General features: G+C 67.7%; 7 protein-coding genes and 1 pseudogene. 3 read left to right on the plus strand and 5 right to left on the minus strand.

Features of this window, described 5'->3' with window-relative positions; genetic code table 11:
- Positions 1-54: 54 nt before the first annotated feature.
- The gene (locus tag ACL02T_RS08000; protein ID WP_412829977.1) at positions 55-1,674 is read right to left on the minus strand and encodes a class I adenylate-forming enzyme family protein; all 1,620 of its coding nucleotides are present in this window, start codon (positions 1,672-1,674) and stop codon (positions 55-57) included.
- Between the two features lie 964 nt (positions 1,675-2,638).
- Here ACL02T_RS08000 and ACL02T_RS08005 point away from each other — a divergent pair.
- Both ACL02T_RS08005 and ACL02T_RS35145 read left to right on the plus strand, forming a co-directional pair.
- Positions 2,639-4,126, plus strand: a complete 1,488-nt coding sequence (locus tag ACL02T_RS08005) for an aldehyde dehydrogenase (protein ID WP_412829964.1) — start codon at positions 2,639-2,641, stop codon at positions 4,124-4,126.
- Between the two features lie 366 nt (positions 4,127-4,492).
- A pseudogene (locus tag ACL02T_RS35145) lies at positions 4,493-4,654 on the plus strand (IS982 family transposase); the annotation flags it as partial.
- A 445-nt stretch (positions 4,655-5,099) separates the two neighbouring features.
- Here the strand turns inward: ACL02T_RS35145 and ACL02T_RS08015 are convergent.
- From ACL02T_RS08015 to ACL02T_RS08030, 4 genes are all read right to left on the minus strand, one after another.
- Entirely contained in the window at positions 5,100-6,677 is a 1,578-nt protein-coding gene (locus ACL02T_RS08015; RefSeq protein WP_412829966.1) for an acyl-CoA synthetase, read from the minus strand.
- A 30-nt stretch (positions 6,678-6,707) separates the two neighbouring features.
- Positions 6,708-9,104, minus strand: coding sequence for a CaiB/BaiF CoA-transferase family protein (locus ACL02T_RS08020; protein WP_412829967.1), 2,397 nt, complete (start codon positions 9,102-9,104; stop codon positions 6,708-6,710).
- 71 nt (positions 9,105-9,175) lie between these two features.
- A complete protein-coding gene (locus ACL02T_RS08025; RefSeq protein ID WP_412829968.1) occupies positions 9,176-9,400 on the minus strand; it encodes a hypothetical protein in 225 nt (74 codons plus the stop codon).
- Between the two features lie 58 nt (positions 9,401-9,458).
- Entirely contained in the window at positions 9,459-10,295 is an 837-nt protein-coding gene (locus ACL02T_RS08030) for a mycofactocin-coupled SDR family oxidoreductase (RefSeq protein ID WP_412829969.1), read from the minus strand.
- A 262-nt stretch (positions 10,296-10,557) separates the two neighbouring features.
- Between ACL02T_RS08030 and ACL02T_RS08035 the strand changes: the two genes are divergently transcribed.
- Complete coding sequence (locus ACL02T_RS08035; RefSeq protein WP_412829970.1) at positions 10,558-12,888, plus strand: CaiB/BaiF CoA-transferase family protein; 2,331 nt, start codon at positions 10,558-10,560, stop codon at positions 12,886-12,888.
- Positions 12,889-13,054: the final 166 nt, after the last annotated feature.

The raw sequence follows: 13,054 nt of genomic DNA on the forward strand, positions 1-13,054 counted from the left end.
TCAGCGCTCAAGAAGGAGGGCGGTCCACTCTGCTCGCGTCGAGTCGCAGACTGCTCACCCGGCGGTCGACCGTGCCGCGATCGTGGCCTTCAGCTCACTCTTCGCAATCTTCCCACCTGCTGACTGCGGCATGTCCTCGACGATGAGCAACTGCTCCGGGAAGTACTCCTTGCCCACCCCTCGGTCGGCGAGATGGTCAGACAGGTCGGCCAGAGAGAGGCTCCGCCGGGCGTTTCGCAGCGTCACCACCGCGCACACGCGCTCCCCGAAGACGGGGTCGGGCACGGCGACGGCCGCGACCAGGTCGATGTCGGGATGTGAGCCGACCTCCTCCTCGATCCGGGCGGCGCTCAGATTCTTGCCGCCGCGGATGATGATGTCGGCCTTTCGGCCGACCACCCGCATCAGCCCTTCCTCGTCCACTGTGACCAAGTCAGGCATGAGGAGGAAGCCGTCCGACGTGAACAGCGCTGCGTTGGCCTCGTCGTCCTGCCAGTAGCCGCCGAAGACCCCTGGCCCGCGGCCTCCGGGTTGCGCAGGTCCACCGGACGCGGTGACATCCTTCCCCTGTTCGTCGAAGAGGCGGCACTCAGTCCCGGGCACGATGCGCCCGACTGTCGAGAGCCGCACGTCTGCGTCGTCGGCAAGCCTCGTGTACGTGAGGGGTCCGATCTCGCTCGACCCGTAGAACGTGAGGATCGTCGAGCCGGTCCGACCCTCCCACTCCCGAGCCCGGTCGGGCGGAATTCGCTCTCCTCCGGTGTAGAGGACTCGCAGTGAGGACAGGTCCGCCTCGGCGAACGCCTGGTCAGTCAGCATGAGGAGGAACTGCGTCGTCACGGCGGCGAGCACGGTCACCCGATGCTCGGCGATCGCCCGCATCATGTCCGTGGCGTCGAAGCGTTCGCGCAGGACACAGGGGACGCCGAGCTGGGCGGGAAGCATGTGCGCAGACCACAGGCCGAAGGCCACGGAGTTCGGCACGACGACCATCATGACGTCGCCATCTCCCAGGTTCGCGGCCTCCTCGGCGAGCCGGACCATGTACATGAACTTGAGCTGCACCTGCTGCACGCACTTCGGCAGCCCTGTGGTGCCCGACGTCGGGCTGATCATCCAGAGGTCGCCGACAGCCAGCTCACGTCCGGTGATCGGGGCAGCCTGGTCGGGGAACGCTTCCATCGCACCGGCCCGCCAGTCGAACGACACGACCTCCTCGTCGTGGACCTCGACGTGGAAGTTCAGTCGGGCCCCGCGAGTGCGGAGCTCCCGGACGAACTCGGCCGCCGCGCGATCCCGGTCGGCCGGAGGGCAGATGAGCGCGCTCGCTTCGGTCGTTCGGAGGAGACTGTCGACCTCCCGGTCTCCAGCCCGCAGCGGAACGCCGACGATCACCAGCCCGGCCCGCTCGCAGGCCAAGTACGCGACGTGGAGCGGCGGACCGTCCGGCATCCTCACCGCGACCCGATCGCCGACCTGCAGGCCCAAGCCCGCCAGTCGCGCCGCGAGGTGGTCGGCGCGACTGTCGTACTCCGCCCAGCTGAGCGTGCCGCGATCCCCGATGTAGGCCAGACCCTCCGGGTTTCGTGCCGCCCGCGACCTGACCATTGCACCGACGGATCTCTCAGGCCACCAGCCCTGGCTGCGGTAGTGCTCCGCCGCTGTCGGACGCATCTCTGCCACGTGCCCTCCTCGCGCTCAGCCTCCCCGGCGCGCAGCGCAGACAGCTGGACCGCCACGCGGAGAGCGCTGAGGCAGACCGTACAGGGCAAGCGACCATCGCTCCACAACTCAATGATCGAGCGCTGAAGTTTTCCAGCCGCATGATCCTGGAGGGGCTGGCGGTGATGCGTTGCAGTGCTCGCCAGCGTCCGGCGAGCAGGGCGAATCCGCGTTCTCCGAGGCCGCGGGTCGCCCGCAGCGGGGGTGTTGAAGGCCTGGTTGTCCGGAGCGGGGTCGGGGCGCATGACTGCGTGGATGTTTCCGCCGGGAGCGCGGTGTTTCCCGGAGTACCAGGCGTTGATCGCCTCACCCTTCTTGCTGGTGGTGGTCTCGGCGCAGCGATCGGTACGGAAGACCCTCCCGTCGACGATCACGTGCGACCAGCCTTGGGCGGCCAGTGCCCGGGTGCCCTTCCGGGTGCCGCGGGCGCGGCGCTCGGCGCGCAACAGCGCTGACACCGTCCGCACGAGTTCACCGGGGGCGTCGATCATGGCACGATAGACGATCACGCGGGGTCCTCGTCGCGGTAGAGGTTCATGTGGTGAGAACTCCTCCACCTGAGGACCCCGCGTCCACATCGGACCTGCCCGGATCATCCCACTTGGGCGTGTCGGCCCAGCCACCCGCCACTCCTTGCTGAGATCACCTCACTGGACAGCGCCATCGCCGTATTCAGGTCGACAAGCGGTGGACCTTGGCGCGACGCCAGGTTGTGCACCGCATCACACAGGGCTATAGTTAGTCGCAGACTAAACCATCGAGTCATGGAGCACTGTGGCGGTCACGCTTCTACCAGGGTGGGACCCGGGCGCGAGCAGCCGCCGGCCATCCGGCCCGGCACACGTCTGCCTGCTCGATCCCACCCCGCCTGTCGCCAGACATGGGCTGCCTGATTCCCATCCGAACTGGAGTGAAGATGAGTATTGCGGAAACGGCGCCGGCGGCACTCAGCCACCCGGACGCCTTCTTCATCGGCGGGCAGTGGGTCCGCCCCTCCTCGGACGCCACCTTCGAGGTGGACGACTCCGCTACTGAGGAGATCTTTCTGCGTGTGCCGGAGGCGCAGAGCTCCGACATGTCGGCGGCGGTGACTGCGGCCAGGGCGGCGTTCGACGAAGGACCGTGGCCGCGCATGTCCCACCGGAAGCGCGCCGAGTACATGCGAGAACTCGCCAACGGGATCCGACGCCGCTCTGAGGACTTCGCGCAGTTTTGGACGCGCGAGTCGGGGATCCTCTACACCATGTCCAAGTTCGACGGCGAGACTCAGGCGAAGCTGTTCGAGTACTACGCCGACCTGGCCGACACATTCCCGTTCGAGGAGCCTGTTGCCACGAGCTTCGGTGACGGGTTCGGCATGATCGTTCGCGAGCCTGTCGGCGTTGTCGGCGCGATCGTGCCATGGAACGGCGCTTTCGGGACCATTGCCCTGAAGATCGCGCCGGCTTTGATCGCGGGCTGCACCGCAGTGGTCAAGTCGTCGCCTGAGGCGCCTGGCGAAGCTTACGTCCTCGCCGAGGTCGCCGACGAGATCGGCCTGCCCCCGGGCGTCCTGAACTTCCTCACCGCGGACCGAGAGGTGTCCGAGCAGCTCGTCCGAGACCCGCGCGTCGACAAGATCGCCTTCACCGGCTCCAACGCCGCCGGGCAACGGATCGGGTCGATCTGCGGAGAGCGGCTCGCTCGGTTCTCGCTTGAGCTGGGCGGCAAGTCCGCAGCCGTCATTCTGGATGACTACGACCTCGAGACCGCGGCGCGTGCGTTGTCGGGTGCGGAGTGCTGGATCGCCGGGCAGGTGTGCTCGTCGGTCACCCGGATCATCGTCAGCAAGCCCCGCCACGATCAGTTCGTCGAGGCACTCACCAGCGTCTTCTCCCAGGTGGTAGTCGGAGACCCGTTCGCCGAGGGCACAGAGATGGGGCCGCTGGCCTCCAGCCGTCAGCGCGATCGGGTGGAGTATTTCGTCGCGAAGGGAATCTCCGAGGGCGCCACCCTGACCACCGGAGGCGGACGCCCGAAGCACCTCGATCGGGGTTGGTATTTCGAGCCCACCGTCTTCGCCAATGTCGACAACTCCTCGACCATCGGTCGGGAGGAGATCTTCGGGCCGGTGCTGAGCGTCATCCCGGCTGCCAACGAAGCCGACGCGGTGCGAATCGCCAACGACACCAGGTTCGGGCTCAACGCATCTGTCTTCACCAATGACGTCGACCGCGCCCGCGACGTGTCCAGCCGGCTGCTGTCCGGCACCGTCGGCCACAACGGCGTGCGCACCGATGTCGCCACGTGCTTCGGGGGCTTCAAGCAATCCGGCATCGGGCGAGAGGGCGGCACGGAGGGCCTGCACAGCTACGTGGAGGCGAAGATGCTCATTCTCGATGCTCCACCGTCTCGGTACCGCTGAGGTCCCGACTCAGGCCCGTATCCGCGAGTTGCGCGGTGTGCGGGTGAGAGACGGTGATGGGCGCCCTTGCTGACCTGGGATGATCCGGTTCACGACGACTGGATGATCTCGGGTGGAAGGACACCTATCGGGTGGCAAGAGTACGCAAGCGGCGAGCCCGGCGTGCGCGGGTGCAGCTCGGCGCGCCGGAGGAGTCGCTGACCATGTTCTCCCGGGCTGGTCGCGGTGACCGAGCTGGTCGAGCAGCTCGGGTGATCGAGCGGCTCGACGCCGCGGTCGTGCCGATCAATACCCGGGACCGTGGGTTGTCCGCGGGGCAGCTACTGGTCGGTATGGCGGCGGCACAGTGCTGCGGGGAGGACTTCCTGGTTGGACTCGACCTACTGCCGGGTCGGGCACCTGTTCCGGTATCTGCCCAACCAGCCCGGCCACCACCAGCGGCTCAAGGCGGCAGCACCGCTGCTCGCGCAGGCGATCACGCATCTGGCCCGGGTGAGCCCGTCCTGGTGTGACGACCCGTGTCTGGTCTGCTCCGGTGAGGCCGCCGAACCGGCGGGCCGGCCGGGCACCGAAGCGGCCAGCGCGTCCAGAGCGCCCTGCGTGGCCACCCAGCAGACATGCACCACCATGGAGCGGTCCACACCCCAGTTGGCCGCCGCCTCGCGCTGGGTCGCCTGCTGGGTCAGCACCTGCACGAACCACTCGTACTTCTCCGACGGGGCCAGCCGCTTGCGCCCCTTGCGGGCCTACGGGTCCGACATGATCTCCAACCTCCCAAGAGCGGATCAAGCCAGCCCTTGAGTGGCTGGGTGTTTCAGACCAGTCCTGGTTCACGAACTCAGACGCGGAAGGCAACTCAAGGCCTACACGCGGATTCGGGTTCAGACATGAGACTCTCCTTCGTCTCGCCCCGGTCCTCCAGGTGGTGGAAGATCACGAACGCGAGGAGACACTCCGTCCCCGATCCCGAGCTCTATGCGCCTTCAGGCGTCGTCCAGTACTCGTCACGGAGGAGACGCTTGTACAGCTTGCCGGTTGCCTGGCGCGGCAGCTCGGCCCGGAAGTCGATCGACCGAGGGCACTTCAGGTCGGCGAGGGCGGAGCGACAGTAGGCGATCAGCTCACCGACCAGCGACTCGGCATCAGACTGACTCGCCGGCATCGTCACGGGCTGGACGACGGCCTTCACCTCTTCACCGAAGTCCGCGTTGGGCACGCCGAACACGGCGACGTCGACGACCTGCGGGTGCGTGATCAGGACGTTCTCCGCCTCCTGCGGATAGATGTTCACCCCACCCGAGATGATCACGAAGGCCTGCCTGTCGGTGAGGTAGAGATATCCGTCCTCGTCCAGGTACCCGATGTCACCGAGGGTGGTCCAGCCATGAGGGTGCCTGCCCTGGCGAGTCTTCTCGGAGTCGTTGTGGTACTCGAATCCGGCACCGCCCTCGAAGTAGATGGTGCCGACCTCACGCGGGCCGAGCTCGACGCCGTCGTCGTCGACGACATGCGCACGACAGCCCAGTGGTCGCCCGACCGATCCCCTGTGCGCCAACCACTCCTCGGTGGTGACGTAGGCGAATCCGTTGCCCTCCGTGCCGGAGTAGTACTCGTGGATCACGGGCCCGAACCATTCGATGATCTGTTCCTTCACGGGAACAGGACACGGGGCCGAGGCGTGAGCGACACATTGCAGTGACGAGAGGTCGTACCGACGACGGATCTCGGGGTCGAGCTTGAGCATCCTGACGAACATCGTCGGGACGACCTGGCTGTGCGTAACCCTGAAACGCTCGACGAGCGACAGGTACTCCTCCGCGTCGAAGCGATCCATGACCACGACGGTGGCCCCGATGCCCGTCATGGCGAGGCAGAATCGAAGCGGAGCCGAATGGTAGAGCGGGGCAGGCGAGAGGTACACGCTCTCGGTGGAGGCGCCTTGCAGGCGCGTGACGAGCCTCGTCGTCGACCTGGCCGACTTCGTCCCCCTCTCGAGCGGCTCCGGCACGAAGCGGCGGTTGACGCCCTTGGGCTGCCCGGTGGTGCCCGACGAGTAGAACATGTCGATACCGGCCACGCGCTCCGTCAGAGGGTCGGAGGACGCTGCGGCGGTCAGCTTCTCGTACGACGCATACCCTTCGATCGTCCCGTCGACCATGAGGCGCAGGCGAACGCCCGGGGTGAGGTCGACCACCTCCCGTGCGCGGTCCGCCAGCCGCTCCGAGGTGATGAAGACCGTCGCGCCGCAGTCCTCGACCATGTAGGCGAGCTCACCACTCGTGAGGCGTGACGAGCAGGGTGTGAAGACAGCGCCCGCGTAGATGCAGCCCCACGCGATCTGCAGGTAGAGCGGATGGTTCTCCAGGCAGAAGGCGACATGGTCACCAGGCTGGATCCCGGCATCGCGCAGCACCTGCGAGAGCCTGTTCGCCGCTGTGTCGAGCTCGGCGAACGTGGTCGTGTCACCCGTGCTCGCCATGATGTAGGCGGGCTTGTCGGGGTGCGTGCGCGCAAACGCACCGGGGTACATGGCGGGCGCGTCAGGCTTCATCGTCGATCCCTTCAGTTCTGGGAGCGGCCGTCATTGCGCGAGCGGCAGGACGCCGGAGCCGCGCAAGCGAGCGATCGCCTCCGAGTCGTAGCCGTTGAGTTCGGACATCACGTCGTCGGTGTGCTGCCCGAGCAACGGAGCCGGCGCTCGCAGCCCGTTCGGTCCGTTCGCGAGCCGCCACGGCACCCCGGGGAGCGCGAAAGACCCGGTCGCGGGATGCTCCATGACGTCGATCATGCCGATGGCAGCCAGCTGGGGGTCTCCGGACCAGAGTTCCAGCGGCGACAGCGAGGGGAAGGCGGGCACGCCGACGGCCTGCAGCCGTTCGCACGTCTGCCAGCGGTCCTGGGCCTGCGTCCACGCCGACACGATGGCGTCCAACTCGTCTTCGTGACGACGCCGATCGTCGACGGTGCGGAACCGCGGGTCGTCGGCCAGACGTGGGTCGATGACACCGCACAGCGCCTGCCACTCGTCCTCCGACGTGCAGGCGATGGTGATCCACCGGTCTTCGCCCGACGCCGGATAGCACCCGTGTGGCGCCCACCCGGGATCACGGTTGGCCCTCGGCGCCGGGTCCTGACCGGTTGCGACCTGCTCCATCCAGAGTTCGCCGACAGTGGCGGCCACCGCCTCGACCATGGCCACGTCAATCACTGCGGCCTCACCCGAGCAGCGCCGGGCGACGACGGCCGCGACGATGGCCCACGCGGCGGCCAGGCCGGTACCCGGGTCGCCGATGGAGAGCCCCGGCTCCAGCACATCCCCTGGCTCGTAGCCGTTCGCGGCGTCGAGGCCGGTGATTGCGGCAGCAGCTGAGCCGTAGGCCTTGTAGTGCGACTTCGGCCCCGTCTGTCCGTACCCCGACAGTGAGGCGACGATGACCGACGGATTGGCGGCGCGGAGGTCGGCGACGCCCAGCCCCAGCTCGTTCATCACGCCGACGCTGAAGTTGTCGACGACGACGTCGCAGTGCCGGACGAGGTCGAGGACGACTTCGCGCGCGTCCGGGTGCCGAAGGTCGATCGCCACGCTGCGCTTGTCGGTGTTGTACATGTGGAACACACCCGAGGTGTTCAGGGATCGGGTGACCCCCTTCGGGTGCAGTGGGGCGCGACGATAGTAGTCGGGCCTCGAGGGCGACTCCATGCGGATGACGTCGGCGCCCAGGTGAGCAAGCTCTTGGGTACAGAAGGGCCCGGCCCACACCCAGGTGAAGTCGCAGACCCGGATGCCCTCGAGCGGGCGGCCGTGAGGTGCGGAACTCGGCGCCGGTTCGTCCGTGCCCTCGTCCACGAAGGACGCCGGGTCGTCGCGCCAGCCCTCGCCGTCGTTCGCCCACAGGTCCGGTGCGGCCGTTCTGATGCCGAACCAGGGCTTGTCGAAGCGGTACGGCGCGCCCGGCAGGCGCAGCCCGGTCGGATCCTCGACGACGAACCCACGTTCGGTCACGTGCGGGTCCTCGGCGAACTGGGAGACGGAGTTGACCGGCGTCAGGCAGACGCCGACCTTCTGCGCCGCGTCGGTGACGTCCGCGACCGTCTGCGTCGAGAACCATTCGGCGAGGTAGAAGTCGACGACATCAGGGTTCCGCCACCGTGTCTCAGCGCTGTCGAACACATCGAGATGGGCCCATTCGGGGTCACCCATCATCGCCCGGAAGGCGCGCCACTGATCCTCCTCGGGGCACAACACCTGCACCAGGCCGTCCGTGCACCGGTAGATGCCCCACGGGATCACCGACTTGCTCCCCAACCGCGACGCGTCCTTGCCCAAGAACGTCGCCTTGGCCGGAGCGAACTCGGTCATCTTCGCGGCCGCGCCGAACATGGAGAAGTCGATGTACTCGCCCTGCCCGGTTCGCAGGGCACCGTCGAACGCAGCGAGAGTCGCGGTCGCAGCCGATGTCGCAACGTTGATCATCGCATGATGACCCGGCGCTTTCAGTGGCGGCAGCTCGACGCGCGTGGCGCCGGCCGGGGAGAGGAAACCCCAGCTCGAGCCGTGAATGACCGACAGCTCCTCGCCGCGGAAGCCGGCGTAGGGGCCCGTCGATCCCCACGGCGTGAGAGCGCACACCACGAGCCGAGGAGCGATGGTGCTCAGCGTCGCGTGGTCCAGGCCGGCGGCCTGAGCATCTGCAGCCGCCAGCCCGTGGATCACGACGTCCGCACCGGCCAGGAGCGCGGCAAAGCCACCGTCGCGTCGCACCGAACGCTTGTTCGTGTTCAACCAGCGGTGGACATCGAACGGACGCTGTCGCACGCGATCGTTCGGTTCCTCCACCCGGAGCACGTCCGCACCGAGATCGGCGAACAGCTTCGCAGCCCACGCGACGGCGACACCGTCGGCGATCTCGAGTACGCGGACCGCGGCCAGCCCGCTCGATGAGCCTTCGCGGCCCAGGCCGATATGGCGTCGGGACATCGGTCTCCTCGACAGATGCAGCAGGCCGGAACAGCCCGGCCTGACCGGACCGGGCGGGCCGGCCTGAACGACTAGAAAGGGCGCTCGAGCTGTACGGCCACGTCACCCTCGGTGACACTTGAGAACGTCAGGGTCAGCACCCCGGCCGGGTCGGCGGTGATGCTGAAGGACAACGGGATCTGGAGATCGCCGCGCGGCTCCTCGTCGTCCGACTCGACACGGGTTGCCGCACGAAACAGCACCTCCTCGAGCACGGCGCGGGTCCACCCATCGACGGACACGATCTTCGAGCTCATGGTTCCTCCAAGGCCGACCTGCTCCAGTGTGCACTCCAACCCTGCGGAGCACTCACGCTCAGGTCAGCAGGTTCCCGGCGTCGACGGGCAGCGTGACGCCCGTGACGTAGCGCGCCTCGTCGGAGGCCAGCCAGAGCACCGCGTTCGCCACGTCCTCCGGCTCGATGAGTCCGACGGGCAGCACGTGGGGCGCCTGGAAACGAGGCTCGAGAGCCTCCGGCGTGCGCTGCTCCTCCGTGAGGTCGGGTGCGAACAGGGCGTAGGTCGGAGCGTTGTGCACCAGCGGCGTGTTGACGCTCGTCGGGTGCACCGTGTTGACGCGGATGCTGGACGGGCCGAGCTCCAACGCCAAGGTGCGCATCAGGCCCACCACGCCGTGCTTGGCCGCACCGTAGTGCGCGACGTTCGCGTAGGGCGCGAGGCCACCCACCGAGCTGGTGAAGATGATCGAACCGCCCTGCCTCTGCTCCTTGAGGATGGGTACGGCCGCCTTGGCGGTGTGCCAGACGCCGGTGAGAACGACGTCGATGACCGTCCGCCACGCCTCCTCGGTGATCTCCTCGGTCAGCCCGTAGTTCCAGAGCCCGGCGTTCGCGATGACGATGTCGAGGCGTCCGAGCTCGGCCACCGCTCCCTTGAGGAAGGTGTTCATGCCGTCGAAGTCGCGAACGTCGAATTGGCCCTGGATCACCCGCCGATCGAGGGCCTCGACCGCGCGGGCGGTCTCCTTCAGATCCTCCATGGTGGCCGCCGGCGCGATGTTCGTCTCGACCGGTGCCGCGACGTCCAGCGCGATGATGTCAGCGCCCTCCTGCGCGAGGCGAACAGCCTCCGCGCGGCCCTGCCCGCGTGCCGCACCGGTGATGAAGGCAACCTTGCCCTCGACGCGTCCCATACTGTCCTCCGCGATCGACCCAAAGACTCAGACCTAGATAGTATAGGCCTAGAGTATGTGAGGCAAGCAGCTGAAGCTCGGGCTCGAGCGTCGCTCTCCGACGGTCGACCGCCGAAGGAACCGTGCGTCGCGGCGGCCGCCGACCCCACAGCACGGACGATTCCCCCGCGGCGCGCGAGCGGCCAGACTGCATCTAGACCGCCCGAAAACTCTATAGTTCAATAGCTGACCTCCGATGTATCGACGACGCTCGAGGTGACCGATGGCAGGGTTGACAGAGGTCCGTGTTCTGGAGATCGCAGGTGGTGTGGGCGTCGCCTGGGCGTCGAAGCTCCTGGCCGATCTCGGGGCGGATGTTCTGCGGGTCGACGACGAGGGCGACCAGGTCACCGACCGTCCGTTCGAGGTTCACAGGTGGCTCAACAGCAACAAGAGATCGGCGAGCACCGGTGTCGACGTCCCTCGCTTGATCGCAGACGCCGACATCGTGCTCCACGGCCTGTCCCCCAACGAGATCCGGGCGCGCGGTCTCGACTTCGAGCAGCTGTCGAAGTCGTCGCCGGCACTGGTGGTCTGCGCGTTGACCCCCTGGGGCAGCGTCGGACCCTATGCGGAGTACCGCGGCGAGGAGCTGTCGGTCATCCATGGTTCGAGTTGGGGCTTCCTCTCCCCTGCCGCCTCCACCGACCCCAGCCTGCCCCCGCTGAAGGCTCCCGGGCACCACGCAACGATCAATGTGTCGACGGTCGCCGCGAGCGTGGCCCTCGCTGCGCACTACAGGGCCCTCACCACGGGAGTTGGGGAACTCATCGACTTCTCGATGTTCGCAGCAGCGGCCAAGATGACGGAGTGGGCCCCGGCCCGGGCGCTCTATCTCGGCCAGAACTCCACACGGCTGGGGAGCAAGGCGGTCTCGCCTTGGGGCATCTACCGTTGCCGGGACGGACTCATTCATGCGTTCGCGGCGGAGGAGACCCAGTGGCGAGCGCTGGTCGAACTGATCGGCAACCCCGAGTGGGCCGACCTCGAGATCGTCGCGACGCCGCGCGACCGGCAGGCCAACCGCGACCTGCTGGACATGTACCTCGCCGAGTGGTTCAAGGACAAGGAAGTCGCCGACGTCTACCACACCGGTCAGGCGATGGGCGTCTGTGTCACACCGGTCTACGGCGCTTCGCAGCTCGCTGAGGACGACCACTTCCGGGAGCGGGGCTTCTTCCACGAGGCGCCGGACGGCCTCTCGCTCCCAGGCGCGTTGACCAACATCGATCAGCCCTGGTGGAATCTGCGAGACACGGAGTCGGTCCCCGGCGACGACTGGCGACCTCGATCGCGAAGCGTGCCGGCGTCACAGCCCGCGCACGCAACACGGCCGCTGGAAGGCGTGCGTGTCTGCGACTTCACCTGGGTGTGGGCGGGGCCGTTCTGCACACAGCTCCTCGCCCACCTCGGAGCTGACGTCATCCGGGTCGAGTCCTTCGATCGGCCGGACTTCTTCCGACGCACGCCCATCCATCCGGAGGGCGTGGAGCCGACGCTCGAGACTGCCGCGGTGTACCAGGTCTTCAACAGCGACAAGCGCAGCATCGCGGTGGACATGCGCAAGCCGGATGCACGCGCACTGGTGCTCGACATCGTCAAGCAGTGCGACATCGTCATCGACAACTTCAGCGCAGGGACCATGAAGCGGTTCGGCCTGGGCGAGGCCGACCTCCGTGCCGCGAATCCGTCGGTCATCATCGCCTCGTTGACCGGATACGGCCAGCAGGGACCACGAGCCGACTACATCGCCTACGGGCCGGTCGGCGGTGCCATCGCCGGGCAGTTCGCGGCCAACGGCTACGAGCCGGGTGACGTCATGGAACCCGCCATCGCCGTGGGCGACCCCAGCTTGGGCGTCGCGGCGCTCTGGTCCTTGGTGGCGTCGCTCGTCGCCCGCACGGGCGGCGATGGGCCGAGCGTCATCGACGCCGCCATGACGCAGGCGACGGCAGCGACCCTCGGAGAGCTGTGGATGGAGTACCAGGCCACCGGCGTCGATCCGGCGCCTCGCGGCAACCACGACCCGCAGTGGACCCCGCACAACTGCTATCCCGCCGCAGGTGAGGACAGGTGGGTGACGATCGCCTGCACGACCGACGCCGAGTGGCAGGCCCTGTGCTCGGTCGTTCCCCGACTGGAGGATCCGCGCTTCGCCACCGCCGCCGGCCGCGAGCAGCATGAGGACGAGATCGACAAGAGGATCACCGACTGGTCCGGCGAGCTCGATCGGTGGGAGGTCACCCGCAGGCTGCAGTCCGTCGGCGTGCCTGCGTTCCCCTCGCTCTCGCCGATAGACCTCTGGCTCGGCGACCCCCAGTTGGACGCCCTCGGCATGCTCGACGAGATCGACCACCCGGTGACAGGCTCCCGCGTGGTGCCCGGCATCCCATGGCGTCTACACCACGGTCCGAACGGCCTGCGTCGGCCCGCGCCCCTCATCGGCCAGCACACGGACGAGGTGATGTCCGGCGTACTGGGCTTGAGCACAGATGCGGTCGCCGCTCTCTACAACGAGGGCATTTTGCGCAAGGGACCCGCTCCGGCGAACTGAGTCCGAGGGCGGGGCCGGGACGAGCCCGGTGCCGCCCGTCGGCTCCCCGGACAGGCTCTCGGCCACCCCCACCCCTGGGTTCCGCAGCTGACGTGTGATCTGGTGCATGATCGCGGGTGTTGGTGAAGGTCAGCGTGGTGCGGCCTGGTCCAGAACGTGAGAAGCC

The organism is Pseudonocardia oceanicola (assembly GCF_047200735.1).
In the GTDB taxonomy this organism is placed as follows: domain Bacteria; phylum Actinomycetota; class Actinomycetes; order Mycobacteriales; family Pseudonocardiaceae; genus Pseudonocardia.

Coding starts and splice junctions, on each gene's coding strand:
- ACL02T_RS08005 (WP_412829964.1), top strand. CDS start 2,639: ATGAGTATTGCGGAAACGGCGCCGGCGGCACTCAGCCACCCGGACGCC.
- ACL02T_RS08020 (WP_412829967.1), bottom strand. CDS start 9,104: ATGTCCCGACGCCATATCGGCCTGGGCCGCGAAGGCTCATCGAGCGGG.
- ACL02T_RS08000 (WP_412829977.1), bottom strand. CDS start 1,674: ATGCGTCCGACAGCGGCGGAGCACTACCGCAGCCAGGGCTGGTGGCCT.
- ACL02T_RS08025 (WP_412829968.1), bottom strand. CDS start 9,400: ATGAGCTCGAAGATCGTGTCCGTCGATGGGTGGACCCGCGCCGTGCTC.
- ACL02T_RS08015 (WP_412829966.1), bottom strand. CDS start 6,677: ATGAAGCCTGACGCGCCCGCCATGTACCCCGGTGCGTTTGCGCGCACG.
- ACL02T_RS08030 (WP_412829969.1), bottom strand. CDS start 10,295: ATGGGACGCGTCGAGGGCAAGGTTGCCTTCATCACCGGTGCGGCACGC.
- ACL02T_RS08035 (WP_412829970.1), top strand. CDS start 10,558: ATGGCAGGGTTGACAGAGGTCCGTGTTCTGGAGATCGCAGGTGGTGTG.